17 protein-coding genes, 1 tRNA gene and 1 pseudogene are annotated in these 13,211 nt (G+C 60.2%); 10 read left to right on the forward strand and 9 right to left on the reverse strand.

The features are described 5' to 3' along the window. Window positions 1-352 precede the first annotated feature (352 nt). From HP556_RS15540 to HP556_RS15555, 4 genes are all read left to right on the forward strand, one after another. Window positions 353-892 (forward strand): hypothetical protein, encoded by a 540-nt coding sequence (locus HP556_RS15540; protein ID WP_175367640.1) that lies wholly within the window; start codon window positions 353-355, stop codon window positions 890-892. A 223-nt stretch (window positions 893-1,115) separates the two neighbouring features. Next, complete coding sequence (locus HP556_RS15545; RefSeq protein WP_120288019.1) at window positions 1,116-1,724, forward strand: hypothetical protein; 609 nt, start codon at window positions 1,116-1,118, stop codon at window positions 1,722-1,724. Between the two features lie 177 nt (window positions 1,725-1,901). Beyond that, on the forward strand, window positions 1,902-2,105 hold the full coding sequence (locus HP556_RS15550; protein WP_068729147.1) for a hypothetical protein: 204 nt from the start codon (window positions 1,902-1,904) through the stop codon (window positions 2,103-2,105). A gap of 105 nt (window positions 2,106-2,210) precedes the next feature. After that, a complete protein-coding gene (locus HP556_RS15555) occupies window positions 2,211-2,753 on the forward strand; it encodes a methylated-DNA--[protein]-cysteine S-methyltransferase (protein ID WP_175367641.1) in 543 nt (180 codons plus the stop codon). A gap of 68 nt (window positions 2,754-2,821) precedes the next feature. Here HP556_RS15555 and HP556_RS15560 read toward each other — a convergent pair whose 3' ends face one another. The 3 genes from HP556_RS15560 to HP556_RS15570 all read right to left on the reverse strand — a co-directional run bounded on the left by HP556_RS15560 (window position 2,822) and on the right by HP556_RS15570 (window position 5,352). Then, the gene (locus HP556_RS15560) at window positions 2,822-3,439 is read right to left on the reverse strand and encodes a glutathione S-transferase family protein (protein ID WP_175367642.1); all 618 of its coding nucleotides are present in this window, start codon (window positions 3,437-3,439) and stop codon (window positions 2,822-2,824) included. Between the two features lie 129 nt (window positions 3,440-3,568). Further along, on the reverse strand, window positions 3,569-4,411 hold the full coding sequence (locus HP556_RS15565) for a fumarylacetoacetate hydrolase family protein (RefSeq protein ID WP_175367643.1): 843 nt from the start codon (window positions 4,409-4,411) through the stop codon (window positions 3,569-3,571). An 89-nt stretch (window positions 4,412-4,500) separates the two neighbouring features. Continuing rightward, a complete protein-coding gene (locus HP556_RS15570) occupies window positions 4,501-5,352 on the reverse strand; it encodes an MBL fold metallo-hydrolase (RefSeq protein ID WP_175367644.1) in 852 nt (283 codons plus the stop codon). Between the two features lie 130 nt (window positions 5,353-5,482). Here HP556_RS15570 and HP556_RS15575 point away from each other — a divergent pair, with 130 nt between their 5' ends. Next, entirely contained in the window at window positions 5,483-5,896 is a 414-nt protein-coding gene (locus HP556_RS15575) for a DUF3775 domain-containing protein (protein WP_175367645.1), read from the forward strand. 72 nt (window positions 5,897-5,968) lie between these two features. On the opposite strand, the gene HP556_RS15580 is transcribed toward HP556_RS15575, so the two are convergent. Then, on the reverse strand, window positions 5,969-6,751 hold the full coding sequence (locus HP556_RS15580) for an SDR family oxidoreductase (protein WP_175367646.1): 783 nt from the start codon (window positions 6,749-6,751) through the stop codon (window positions 5,969-5,971). 76 nt (window positions 6,752-6,827) lie between these two features. After that, on the reverse strand, window positions 6,828-7,343 hold the full coding sequence (locus tag HP556_RS15585) for a CvpA family protein (protein WP_175367647.1): 516 nt from the start codon (window positions 7,341-7,343) through the stop codon (window positions 6,828-6,830). Between the two features lie 111 nt (window positions 7,344-7,454). Here HP556_RS15585 and HP556_RS15590 point away from each other — a divergent pair, with 111 nt between their 5' ends. The 3 genes from HP556_RS15590 to HP556_RS30480 all read left to right on the forward strand — a co-directional run bounded on the left by HP556_RS15590 (window position 7,455) and on the right by HP556_RS30480 (window position 9,095). Beyond that, window positions 7,455-8,216 carry an SDR family NAD(P)-dependent oxidoreductase gene (locus HP556_RS15590; protein WP_175367648.1) on the forward strand — a complete coding sequence of 254 codons (762 nt, stop codon included), beginning with the start codon at window positions 7,455-7,457 and terminating at the stop codon, window positions 8,214-8,216. Between the two features lie 285 nt (window positions 8,217-8,501). Continuing rightward, window positions 8,502-8,578: transfer RNA gene (locus HP556_RS15595), tRNA-Met, on the forward strand. A 196-nt stretch (window positions 8,579-8,774) separates the two neighbouring features. After that, complete coding sequence (locus HP556_RS30480; protein ID WP_338117575.1) at window positions 8,775-9,095, forward strand: hypothetical protein; 321 nt, start codon at window positions 8,775-8,777, stop codon at window positions 9,093-9,095. A 54-nt stretch (window positions 9,096-9,149) separates the two neighbouring features. Here the strand turns inward: HP556_RS30480 and HP556_RS30485 are convergent. From HP556_RS30485 to HP556_RS15615, 4 genes and pseudogenes are all read right to left on the reverse strand, one after another. Continuing rightward, window positions 9,150-10,187: pseudogene (locus HP556_RS30485) on the reverse strand (recombinase family protein); the annotation flags it as partial. A 19-nt stretch (window positions 10,188-10,206) separates the two neighbouring features. Further along, window positions 10,207-10,464, reverse strand: coding sequence for a hypothetical protein (locus HP556_RS15605; protein WP_246297741.1), 258 nt, complete (start codon window positions 10,462-10,464; stop codon window positions 10,207-10,209). 144 nt (window positions 10,465-10,608) lie between these two features. Then, window positions 10,609-11,673 (reverse strand): nucleotidyl transferase AbiEii/AbiGii toxin family protein, encoded by a 1,065-nt coding sequence (locus HP556_RS15610; protein WP_175367649.1) that lies wholly within the window; start codon window positions 11,671-11,673, stop codon window positions 10,609-10,611. Further along, entirely contained in the window at window positions 11,670-12,347 is a 678-nt protein-coding gene (locus HP556_RS15615; protein WP_246297743.1) for a DUF6088 family protein, read from the reverse strand. The genes HP556_RS15610 and HP556_RS15615 overlap by 4 nt, the downstream gene beginning before the upstream one ends. 188 nt (window positions 12,348-12,535) lie before the next feature. Between HP556_RS15615 and HP556_RS15620 the strand changes: the two genes are divergently transcribed. Next, window positions 12,536-12,844 (forward strand): hypothetical protein, encoded by a 309-nt coding sequence (locus HP556_RS15620; protein ID WP_175367650.1) that lies wholly within the window; start codon window positions 12,536-12,538, stop codon window positions 12,842-12,844. After that, the gene (locus tag HP556_RS15625) at window positions 12,841-13,203 is read left to right on the forward strand and encodes a helix-turn-helix domain-containing protein (protein ID WP_175367651.1); all 363 of its coding nucleotides are present in this window, start codon (window positions 12,841-12,843) and stop codon (window positions 13,201-13,203) included. The genes HP556_RS15620 and HP556_RS15625 overlap by 4 nt, the downstream gene beginning before the upstream one ends. The last annotated feature ends 8 nt before the right edge of the window (window positions 13,204-13,211 follow it).

Raw genomic sequence — 13,211 nt, forward strand, 5'->3', positions numbered from 1 at the left:
CCTCAGCGCCAATGGTACTATGGCTTAAGCCCTGGGAGAGTAGGTCGCTGCCAGGCCTGCAAAGGACAAAGAACCCTCAACTACGATATCAATACAAAAAACGCCGCTTCCTTCGGGAAGCGGCGTTTTTTGTTGTCTGGACCCACAGGCTAGTCGGCGCAAACTCGTCATCTCGGATCATCGTAACAGCGTCTCCAACGTCGATGCTCATCCCAAGAGCCGAGCGCCGAGAGAGCGCATGCGCGCGCAACGCGAGGGGCGATAGAGGCTTCTGCAGAATATTACCGTTACCGCTGAACCCTTCTTTTCCAATGCGAGACTTAGTCAGGATATCTACCGATAGGAACTCGGCATGCATTTCGTTTTTCGTCCCGTTGTCGCGCTGCCCCTGGTTGGTGCGACTTTTTGTTTTGCGATACCGGCCAGCCAGATCGCCTTGGCGCAGACACCGAAACTGGAAGCGTCCGCCGCCAAGCAGCTAGCTCTCAGTGAAAAGCAGGTGGTGGCGTTGCTCGCAGCGCAGAAAGATCTCGACGGCTTTGTCGCCACTCCCGGAACGAACGCAGCGGTCCTTGCCCAGATCGATGGTGTCGCCAAGAAGCATGGTTTTGCAAATTACGCCGAGTATACGATCTTGTTCGACAATATCGGTCTCGCAATGGCGGGCATCGATCCGAAGACGAAGATCTATGTGGGGCCGGTTGCCGTGATCAAGCAGAAGATCGCCACCGTTCAGGCGGACAAGAGCCTGTCAGCCGAAGACAGGAAGGAGGCGATCGACGATCTCAATGCCAAGATGGCGTCGCCACCGCCAGCTGTTGAAAACAAGGGCAATATCGATCTCGCGATCAAGTATTACGACAAGCTCGCCGTCGCGCTGAAGGACGACTGATCGTCGGAATGGCGGCCTGCGTTGTTGGTCGTACATGCACCATAAGCGGGTAATGGGCGGAAGATCGGCAACCGAGCAGCCGGGGTAAGGGACGACCCGCCGCTGCGATCATTCAGCCACGATTCAGCTGCAGCATTCCATCCTCTGCCAACCGGGCTCGTTGAACCGGTTTCGCTCCGCGATCGACTTTCCCTGGTCGCTCCAATTTGCCGAGGAGATCTTCATGCGTTCCATCCTTCGCCCCGCCATCGCCGCCCTGACCATCGCAGGCCTTGCGACGATTCCCGTCACTGGCGCTGCATATGCGCAGGCGCAGAAACAGCCCGCCGCAAAACAGACGCCGCCCACGCCGGCACCCACCGCAGCTCCCGCGCAAAATGCGCCGGCGCCAAAGCAGATTGCGCTGACTGACAAGCAGATCGAGCAGGTGCTGGCCGCGCAGAAGGATCTCGATGCGGTCACCGCCAAGCTGCCGCAGCAGGCACCTGACAAGCCGGATCCCAAAGTGGTCGCGCAGCTCGATGACGTCGCCAAGAAGAACGGCTTTGCGAACTACGGCGACTACAACGACGTCGTCGAAAACATCATGCTGGTGCTGGGCGGCTTCGATCCGCAAACCAAGAAATATGTCGGCCCCGAAGTGGTGTTCAAGCAGCAGATCGCGGCCGTGCAGGCCGACAAGAAGATGCCGGCCAAGGACAAGAAGGCCGCGCTTGCCGATCTCAACGCCGCGCTCAAATCGCCGCCGCCAGCAGTCGAGAACAAGGGCAATATCGACCTCGTCGGCAAATATTACGACAAGCTGGCCGCAGCGATGCAGAACGACGAGTAAGTCCGCCATTGCCATCGCACGGCTTGGACTTCTGAAGATCGGGGCCGCAGTGCGGTCCCGATTGTCGTTGGAAGGCAGGCCAACGCTACGAAATAACGCCTTGGCGTGCTCCGAATTGTTGTCTAAGCCCTCGTTATTCCGGCTTTCACGAGCCTTTCACTGACGCGGGAGACCGACATGTCGAATCCGAAAGAAGTTCCCGCCCTCCCGCTGAAGGGCTACAGCCTGTTGGACTTCCAGCCCGATCCGACCGTGGTCGGCATCTCCTTCGACACCGAGGCGGGTGTGTTCATGTTCGTGGCCACCAAGGAAATCCTCGACATGCTCGGCCAGGCTTTCATCCACAAGGCAGCCTCAATGCCGTCGCGCGAGCAGAGCTGAGACAAAGCTGTTTGCCGCTCCGGAATCGGGTGGCGAATGGCTGAAGATCGTCGCAAACTCCGGACCTCACCACATCGGATGCTGATGCGATCGATGGAGGCTCATATGACCGACGTTCAGTTCACTCTCTTCGACACCGCCATCGGCCGTTGCGGCATCGCATGGGCCGATCGCGGCATCGTTGCTGTGCAATTGCCGCAGCCGGACGAAAAGCAGACCCGCGTGCGCATCAAGCAGCGCCATGCGGATATCGTAGAAGCTGCACCGCCGCCGGCGGTACAGGCAGCCATCGACGGTATCGTCGAACTGATGACCGGCAAGCCGGTCGATCTTCTCGATATCGATCTCGATCTCACCGACGTCCCCGAATTCAATCGCAACGTCTATGCGATCGCCCGCCAGATCCCGCCGGGCGCGACGCTGACCTATGGCGATATCGCCAAGAAGCTCGGCGGTGTCGAACTTTCACGCAATGTCGGGCAGGCGATGGGGCAGAATCCGTGTCCGGTGATCGTGCCGTGTCACCGGGTGCTGGCTGCCGGCGGCAAGCCAGGCGGATTTTCGGCCAATGGCGGCGTCGAGACGAAGCTCAAGATGCTCGCCATCGAGGGCGCGTATGTGAATCACACGCCCTCGCTGTTCGATTAGACCTGCCGCAGGCCTGACGCAGGATTTTCGCAAGCTGACGTGAAATTGCGTCAGGCCGCTTTTCGACCTTAACCCTTTGGCGGAACGGAGATCTTGACCGATTCCCGCTGCAGCATCTTGTTGTGGAAAGCGTCGAGTTTCGGGAACGCCTTGTGCCATCCGCAATCCGGGAAGCGGAAGTCGGCATAACCGAGCACGCAGACGAGCGCGATCTGCGCCGCATCCAGCGGACGCGTCAGAATGTCCGGATGGTTTTCGAAACGCGTCAGACCCTGCCAGGCGCGATCCCACTGATCGTCATACCAAGCCTGCCACAGAAGCTCTTTCGGGCGCACGCCGACTTCGTAGCGGCAGAGCAACATCGCATCCGTCATGCCCTGCAGCATCGAATGCTCGCTCTTCACCTTCCAGCGCGCCGGACCCGCGGCCGGGATCAGCTTGTTGCCGCCGGCGAGCTCGTCGAGATATTCGGTGATGACATATGAATCCACGATGACATTGCCGTCATCGAGGATCAGCGCCGGCAATTTCCTGACCGGGCTGATGTCATGCGAATAGGTCTCATTCTTCTGCGTCGGTGCGACCGAGGCGGGCGTGAGTTCGATCTTGTCGATCAGGCCGAGTTCGATCGCGGCAATGCGAACCTTGCGTGCGAAGGGCGAGCCCGGAGAAAAAGTCAGCTTCATTTTTGGTCCTTTACTCAGTTCTATTGGTCGTCATTGCGAGCGCAGCGAAGCAATCCAGTCCTTGCTTTGTGGCCTTCTGGATTGCTTCGTCGCTTTCGCTCCTCGCAATGACGAGGAGAGTGATACGCCTTAAGCCGCAACCACTTTCTGTTTCTGCTCGCCGAGCTTCTCGATGCCGAGCGTCATGACGTCGCCGACTTCGAGGAATTTCGGCGGCTTCATGCCGAGGCCGACGCCGGGCGGCGTGCCCGTGGTGATGATGTCACCGGGCATCAGCGTCATCATGCCGGACAGATACGACACGATCTGCGGCACATTGAAGATCATGGTCGCGGTCGAGCCGGTCTGGCAGCGCTTGCCATTGACGTCGAGATACATGCTGAGCTTGTGCACGTCGCCGACTTCATCTGATGTTACCAGCCACGGGCCGAGCGGGCCGAACGTGTCGTGCGACTTGCCCTTGGTCCACTGGCCGCCGCGCTCGATCTGGAAGAAGCGCTCGGAAACGTCATTGCAGACGCTGTAGCCGGCGACATGCTTCAGCGCATCGGCTTCGGTCACATATTTGGCTTTGGTGCCGATGACGATAGCGAGTTCGACTTCCCAGTCGAGCTTGGTCGAGCCACGTGGCTTCTCCACGTCGTCATTGGGGCCGCACAGGCTGTTCAACGCCTTCATGAAGACGATGGGCTCCGACGGAATTGGCATGCCGGATTCCGCCGCATGATCCGCATAGTTCAGGCCGATGGCGATGAATTTCGGCTTGCCGCCAACGGGCGAGCCAATGCGCGGCGAGCCGCTTACGGCAGGCAGCGACGCCGGGTCGAGCGCAGCGAGCTTGGCAAGATTGGCAGGCGCAAATGCATCGTCAGCCAGATCCTTCACTTGGCCGGAGAGGTCACGCAGCTTGCCGTCCTTGTCGATCAGTCCCGGCTTTTCGCTGCCGAACGCGCCGTATCTTACGAGCTTCATTGTCGTCTCCCTTGGGGCTTGCCTGAAAGGTTGTGGAACAGGGCGCGGGGAAATTCAACCGCGCGACAGAAAGGTCAGAGCCGCAAAAATCAGTGCTGCAGCGCGGCAAATCTGAAAGCATCGCCCTCGCGCATGATGTGGCCGGCGCCGAAGTGACCGCCGATCACCAGTGTCGGCGTATCTGTGAAACGTGAGAACAGTGCGCGCCGCGATACGGCGGATTGCAGGGGATCGGCATCCGCCGTGGACGACCAGTCCAGATGCGCCATCTGCACCGGATGATGTGCAGCGTCGCCCGTTAGCAGCGCTTCCTCGCCTGCGGATTTAATGTGCACGCTCATATGGCCGGGACTGTGGCCTGGCGTCGGGATCAGCGAGATCTCGTCCGAGAGCTGTGCGTCACTGGCAACGAGATCCATCAGCCCGGCATCGGCGATCGGCTTTACGGAATCGTTGAACACGGCGAGATGCGACGCCGTATCGCTATGCGCCGCCCAGTAGTTGTATTCGTGCTGCCCGAACACATAGCGTGCATTAGGGAATGTCGGCGTCCATTGGCCAGCGACCAGTTTTGTATTCCAGCCGACGTGATCGACATGCAGATGCGTGCACAGCACCGTGTCGATACTGTCCGGCGCGAAGCCCGCCGCCGTCATGTTTTCGAGGAACGGCGTGTGCAGATTATTCCAGGTCGGCACCGAACGGCCCTGCTTGTCGTTGCCGAGACAGGTATCGACTATGATCCTTTGCGTCGGCGTTTCCACCACCAGCGCATGGATCGACATTTTCAGCCGGCCTTCAGGAGTTGCAAATTCCGGCATCAGCCACGGCAGCGCATGGACCTCATCGGGGCCGACCTGCGGGAGAATGAAGCGCGTGCTGCCAATCGTCTCGCCTTCGATGATCTGCGTGATCCTGACCTTGCCGACCGTCCATTGCATCAGGCGTTCACCCCATTGTTCTTTTTAGGGCTGGAAAGATGCGGGTTTCCGCCTTTGCGTGCAATGGATCATCTCGCGGGGCTGCGCGTTGTCTGGGTGGAACATCAAGCCCTGCAGGGAGGAGCATGCGATGCCAGAACTAGCGATTTCATCCGAGAAAGTGGGCTTCCTGATCGAGAAGGCCCGGCAGTTCGATGCCAAGGATATCGCCTCGGATCCCGATTCCGGTTCGAACGGCGCCGATGACGATATGATCGATGTGCTTGAGGACAATGGCGAAGATCCCGTGGCGCGGGAAATCGCGGGCTTCATCAGCGCGCTCACCGAGGACGAGCAGATCGACCTCGTCGCCCTGATGCGGCTGGGACGCGGCGACGCCACCATCGATGAATGGAGTGACTTGCGCCGCGAGGCCGCAGAGGGCCGCAACGGGCGCACAGCGCGCTATCTGCTAGGCGAGCCATTGCTCGGTGATCTTCTTGCCGAAGGCCTGGAAGAATTCGGCGTCGATTGGTCGAGCGAACGCACCACACCCGTCCACTGATTGCGCAACCCAAAAGAAAAGGCGATCGGCCGTGCAGCCGATCGCCTTTTTGCGTCTTGAGATGCTGGCGACTTACATCGTGCCGGGGAAGGCGCCGCCGTCGAGCACGATGTTCTGGCCGGTGATAAAGCCGGACTTCGAACTGCACAGCCAGGCGCAGGCCTGACCGAATTCATCGGGATGACCGAACCGGCCCGACGGATTTTCGGCGGCGCGCTTGGCCAGGATTTCGTCGACCGAAAGACCTGTGGCCTTGACCTGTCCGGCGGCGACGCCCTTCAGGCGGTCGGTGTAGAACGGGCCTGGCAGCAGGCCGTTGATGGTGACGTTCGCACGTACCGTCTTGCGCGACAGGCCGGCGATGAAGCCGGTGAGGCCGCTGCGTGCGCCGTTGGACAGGCCGAGCACATCGATCGGCGCCTTCACGGCGGCCGAGGTGATGTTGACGATGCGGCCGAACTTGCGCTCCATCATGCCGTCCACCGTCGCCTTGATCAGTTCGATCGGGGTCAGCATGTTGGCGTCGATGGCCTTGATCCAGTCGTCGCGGGTCCAGTTGCGGAAATCGCCGGGCGGCGGGCCGCCGGCATTGTTGATGAGGATGTCGATCTGGCCGGCTGCCTTCAGCGCAGCTTCGCGGCCTTCGACCGTGGTGATGTCACCGACGACTTCAGTGACCTCGACGCCGGGATAGGCCTTGCGGATATCGGCAGCGGCTGCAGCCAGCACGTCGCCGCCGCGTGCAGTCATCGTGACATGCACGCCTTCTGCGGCCAGCGCTTCGGCGCAGCCACGGCCGAGGCCCTTGCTGGATGCGCAGACAAGCGCGCGGCGGCCTTTGATTCCAAGATCCACGATGTCACTCCTGAAGTTCGATAATCCGAAGGCCGCGTTATAGCGGTTCCGGCGGGGTCTGATAAGGGCGCTCCCGTCAGAGCCGGTGCGCGCGTTTCCATTGCTCGATGGTGGCCGTCACGTCCGGCGGCAGCGATTTGACGCCCTTCTGCCCGGCCAGCGACAGCAGGGGCCGCAGCTGTGAGCCGGTCATATAGGCTGGCTGCCTGTCGGCCGGCACCAACTGGTCGAAGATCAGCACCAGCGTCACCGCGATCAGGCCGACGCGAATGGCGCCGAGCAAAGCGCCGCCGAGCCGGTCGCCGATGCCGATCTCGTGGCCGATCACGTCGTTAATTGCCATGCGCAGCAGCGAGCCGAGTACGATGCCTGACACGAGAAAGATCGCGAAGAACAGCAGTGAATTTTGCGTGGTCGAAGCGGCGGCGGCGCCGGACAGTTGCGGCGCGATCAGCCCGGTGATCCAGACGGCGATCGGCATGGCCAGCAGATAGCCCAGGATGGTCACGGCGCTGCGCAAGAGGCCGGCGCGGAAGCCGATGACCATGGCGACGATCAGGCCGACATAAACGACGACATCGAAACTGTTCATCGCGGCTTCGTCCCCATGCGGCAATTCCGCGTCAAAGAAATCGGCGGAGCGCGCCGGTTTGCGATCGCGGCAAGGCCGGGTATCACTAGGGCAAAATCAAAGGGAAATGCCATGTCCGGGATATTCGACGTCAGTAAAGAAACCATCCTCATCACCGGAGCCTCGCAGGGCCTCGGCCGACAATTTGCGCGCGTGCTGTCCGCGCATGGTGCAGCTGTGGTGCTCGCAGCGCGGCAAATGGGCAAGCTAGAGAGCCTGCAGAAGGAAATCACGGTCAAGGGGGGCCGCGCTGTCGCGGTGTCGATGGACGTCACAGACAATGCCTCGATCGCAAACGCGTTCGATGCCGCTGAAGCTGCGCTCGGGCCGGTCCGCGTGCTGATCAACAATGCCGGCATCGCGGTGGAGAAGATGGCCATCGATCAGACTGAGGCGGATTGGGACGCGGTCATCGGGGCCAATCTCAAGGGCGCCTATTTCGCGGCGACCGAAGCCGCGCGCCGCATGATCGCGCATAAAGTGGAGGGCAATATCGTCAATATCGCTTCGGTCCTCGGATTCGGGCTGACCAAGGCGGTGTCGCCTTATGCGATCTCCAAGGCGGGCATCGTGCAGGCGACCAGGGCACTGGCGCTGGAACTCGCCGCGCACCGCATTCGCGTCAATGCGCTGGCGCCGGGCTATATCGATACCGACATCAACCACGCCGCGTGGGACACGCCCGTGGGCGAGAAGCTGATCAAGCGCATCGCGCAGCGCCGGGTCGGTCATGAGAGCGACCTCGACGGTGCCATTCTGCTGCTGGCCTCGCAGGCCTCGCGCTACATGACCGGGAGCACCGTGACTGTGGATGGTGGCTTTCTGCTGAACTAGGCCGCCAAAGGGCGTCCAGCGGGTCTTTGAAGGCTGTTTGGCTCTGTGCGGTTCGTCACTGGGCCGGACTGTGCCGAAACAAAGCAGATTGGTGCGTTTCCGGACCGTCATAAAAGCGCAAAAAGATCGCCGCAGCCCCTTTCCAAAGCAGGCTGGCATTGGTACATACCCCTCGCACCGAGGGCTTTGCCCCGGTTGCCTTCTCAGGAAGCCTCCGGACTGGGATCGATCGACGCCTTGGCGTTGGCCGACTTCGTTTCGTCTCTGGTTTTCCGAAAGGTTTGGCGCGGGGTGGAGCAGCCCGGTAGCTCGTCAGGCTCATAACCTGAAGGTCATAGGTTCAAATCCTATCCCCGCAACCAACTCAAATTGCGAAATCCCGGCCCTGGTGGCCGGGATTTTCGTTTTGAGGGAAATCGCCAGGATTCCAGCTAGATCGCCCCGGACGTCGATCTTCAATTCGCCGGCCTCGGGAGTAAGGATGATCTCCTTCACGAGGGAACGCAGGATCTCGCCAGCCTTCAGCCTAGTTGCCTCGGTATCGTCCTGTAACGCCTCGTGGAGGGCGCCCACCTGTTCGCGGTAGAACGTCGCCATCTCGGGATGAAGAAGGGGCGGCGGCGCCTCTGCATCGTTGAGCTGCTGCTCAAGTTCGGACTTCCGGCCCTCAAGCTGGACCATCTTGGCGTTGATCCTGTCCGCCGCGCCGCCCTTGAGGATCAGATTAAGCAGCGTATCCAGCTCGCGCTCGATCCGCTTCAGCTCCGACCGCGCAGCCTCGATCGACGCCGAGCCTTTCATCCGAAGACGATTCATCTCGCGCGTGAACTCGTCGCAAAACTCCTTGAACAGCGCAGGGGCCATCAGGTGATATCGTAGAGCGTTCAGCACTCGCGCCTCCAGTCGGTCGCGCTGGATGCTCTTCCGATTCTCGCAAGTCCCCTTGTTCCTTGCCGTCGAGCAGCCGATGAGGTCAGCCGAGATCATGGCGTATCCGCCACCGCAGCATGCGCACTTTATCAACCCCGAGAATATGTATTTCGGACGCCGGCGGTCGCGGAAGCTGTTTTGCTCTTCGCGGCCATCCTCCCCGCGCTTTGTCTTGATGGCAACTTGTCGTGCTTTTGCGGCGTTCCAGAGTTCATCGTCGATGATGCGCAACTCCGGTACATCTTGAACTATCCACTCAGCCGACGGATTCGGTCGCGCCTGGCGCCTGCCTGTCTCGGGATCCTTGATGAACCGCTGCCGGTTCCAGACGATCCGACCTATGTACATTTCGTTGTTCAGGACGCCATTGCCGCGCTTGGCGTTGCCGTTGATGGTGCTGAAGCCCCAATCGCTACCGCCAGGCGCCGGGATGCCATCCTTGTTCAGCTCGGCAGCGATGCGCTTCGCCGATTTGCCAACGACATAGTCGCGAAAGATGCGGCGAACCACCTCGGCTTCTGCCAGATTGATGGCGCGATCGCCGCGAATCGGCTCTCCATTTGCTTGGAATTGCTTGACGACGTCATAGCCGTAAGAATTGCCACCGCCTGATTTGCCCAACTCGACGCGGCCGCGCAACCCGCGGCGCGTCTTGTCGGCGAGGTCCTTCAGAAAGAGCGCGTTCATCGTGCCCTTGAGGCCGACATGGAGATGCGTGATCTCGCCTTCGGACAAAGTAACGATCTTCACATTGGCGTAGGCCATTCGCTTGAACAGGCCGGCTATGTCTTCTTGGTCTCGCGAGAGCCGATCCATCGCCTCGGCTAGCACCACCTGGAATCGACCGCGCAGAGCGTCGGCGATCAGCGCCTGAACACCAGCGCGCAGTAGTGACGCGCCCGAAATCGCATGGTCCGAATATTCCTCAACGATTTGCCAGCCTTGTTTCTCGACATAGGTGCGGCAAATGCGAAATTGGTCCGTGATCGAAGCGTCACGCTGATTGTCAGTGGAGTAGCGGGCATAGAGCGCGACCTTCATGAAACGATCTCCTGCAAGCTCAGGAGCATTTCGGACGGTGCTCCTCGGCAATTTGCTCGTACCATTCTTGTGCCGCGCGGCGAGCCAGTAGACGCACGAGTTCGACGAGGCGCGGATCGGGCGCGTTGTCGCTCGCTGGTGCAAGCGTCAACTCCGGCTCGCTGAACCGGGCGATACCCTCGGATTTCTGAGCAACCGTCTCCTTCATCGTAACACTTACTGTCGATTGCACGGTGATGATCCCGAGCAACATCAGCATTACGATGGACAACAACAATGGAAATCAGACTCCAAGATCTGGATAGAGCCGGCGCCTTCGGTCGGAAGACTTCGGGCTCTGGCGTGCCGGGTCGCACTTCATCGTCGCGTGAAAACTTGCGCGCTTCGGTTGGATTGGAGACTGACGATACCCGCGTCGTCGTCATTTGCGCTCTGCCGCGTTCACGTTGGCTTCAAAGTCGGCGACCCGCTCGAGGATTTGCGCCAAAGGTGGAGCTTCGCCGAAGATCATGCCGGCCATGGCGGTGTAGTCGCGCGCCAGATCGGCGGTCATTTGGCGGCTGGGCGACAGCGTGAAGGAACCAGGCGCAGCCGTTGCCAAATTCAGATCCGTGCTGTTGAAGAACATCCGAGCATGCCTCACGCAGTCGGTCGCCAGGTCGAGGTCGCTTGCAGCGCTGCGCCCGGTGTCCGACTCCAATAGTCGATAGATATCGTAGTAGTGGCGGGAGACCCGTTGTCCGCCACCGCGCAGTACGCCGCGCCTTTCGAACCATTGCCGCAGGCCGTGCAAGATCACTGCCTTGTCCCAGAACGTGCGTTCGGCGACGACAGTGGTGACGTTGGCGACGCTGAGGTCCGTGTTGGCCACGTCGTCGGCGACGTAGGGACGGATGACAGCCGGGCGGTTTGGATCGAGCGCGGATTTCGCGCCTGATTCTATCTTCACCGCAGGTCTGATGTAGCCATCAGCGGCTGACGTGACCTGCGGATACCAGATGAGCAGACTTTGCTGGTCAGGATCGTCTGGATCCGGCTCAATACGCGCGGAGGTCTGCGGCAACCCCGCGGCTTGCAACGCATCGTTAAGTTGGGCGGCCAACTGCGCCCGCATCGGCTCCTTCACGTAGATTTGGCTCGCCGCCTTGATTGCGTCGAGCCGCGTGCGCCGCTTTTTCCCGCTGAGTGTTTCAAGCTCCTCGACACTCGCGCCCTGACCCAAATCGTCACGGAAAATCGTGATGTCGATGTCTTCTGAGAATCGGGAGATCAGCCCGAATGCTTTCGAGAGCGATGTCCCACCTTTGAACAATAACCGGGGACCGTTAGCTTCCGCGCCATTAAACAGGGCGTCGAGAGTCCAGCAGACCCAGAAATCCTTCTCGACGTTTTGCTCGGCCGTGCCCAGTCGCCGTGCTGCGCCGAGGAAGGCGTCGCGGCGATCCTCGGCTGCTGCCGAAAGGAAGGTAGTGAAAGCGGGATTCATGGGCGCGTCTCTGTTTGGCGCTTGGAGTGCTTTTCCTGGGAAGGACCTTGGCCTGATTGATCCAGCAATGGCCGCAGAAAGCTCTGCATCCAGCCCGGGAGGGTGGTCAGACCCTCACGCAAATCCGCCGTGATCGCTTGACCATGCTTGGGATCGGCCAAGATAGAGGCGAGGCGGCGTGCGATCCGTTCGTGATCGCTGTTCAGCATGTCGCGAAGCCAGTGAAGCGCCTGAACGACGCGCATACCGGGGCGCCCGGCCCAATACAGTCGGCTGGGGGCGGTTGGTTTGAAGGTGATGGTCTGTGCGCCCAGCTTGATCGCGCGTAGGCGTGCGTCGGTATGCACGGCGATCCTGGCGGGAACAGCGTCAGAGAGACCAAGATCGTTTGCAGCGGTTAGGCCATCCACCAACATGCGTGCTTGGTCGCGGCGGGCTAGCGCATCAATGACCCGACGCGGATCGGGGTTGGTTGGTTTACCGGTAAGCGTGTTGGGGCGTGGCAGATCATATAGACCGCGTGTAATCCGGCGGATATCGCCGCCAATCGTCATGCGCGAAAGCGCTTGGTCCACGGCGTCGCGTGAACCGAGGTCCAGGAAGTCCGTCGGCGTCCAGACGCCGAAAGGGCCCTGTTCCGCCATGCGGCTGCGAATTTCGGACTTGAGATCCAAATTGTTCCCGATCTTTGTCAGAAAAATGTATACGATATTCTGACACCAAATTCAAGTCCTTCTCTGTCAGAAATATGTTGTGACTTTCTGACGCTAGATCGAGAACAACCGGAAGGCGCCGAACAAGGCTTCCTTGACATTCCGGTCCGTAAGATTATCTTACCATCTGTAAGATTGAGGAGACTCAAATGGACCAAGCCGATGTTACGAACAAGCTCATCGCCGTACTTGAGCAAGTTCAAGCCATAAGTGGAGAGGCATGCCCGACTTTGGATGGCTCCCTGAAACCGGCGGAAAGCCTGCCGAAATTCGACAGCAAAGTATGGCCGGTCGCGGCGGGTATGTTGGCGGCTGCAATCGGCGAGCACATTCCCCCAGAAGCCAATATCTTTGTCGATGAGACGACGAAGCAGGCGCTGACGATCAATCAGACCGTCGCCCTTGTCTGCTTCATCATCGAAAATCAGAAGAAAGCATTGGCTGCGGCCGCGGCATGACCGATCAAGCTCCCGACAAACGCACTCAACTCACTGGCCGACTACGTGAAGCCCGCAAGCTTGCCGGTCTCTCACAGGGGCAGGTCGCGAAGTTGCTCGGACTGCATCGCCCTTCCGTGTCGGAGATGGAGGCCGGCAATCGTCGGGTTTCCTCCGAAGAGTTGTCTCAACTTGCCGGACTATATGACGTGAGCGTCGCCTGGCTCGTCGGTGAAGTAGCCGACACGTTGGACGCCGCCGACCCAAAGCTCCAACTTGCCGCCCGCGAACTGAGCAAGCTCAAACCTGAAGACCTTGAGCGCCTGCTGAAGCTACTCGCCGCTATGAGGGACGACGCCCCCGACACGAAGGGAGCCTGACACCAATG

This window comes from Tardiphaga robiniae, assembly GCF_013359755.1.
In the GTDB taxonomy this organism is placed as follows: domain Bacteria; phylum Pseudomonadota; class Alphaproteobacteria; order Rhizobiales; family Xanthobacteraceae; genus Tardiphaga; species Tardiphaga robiniae.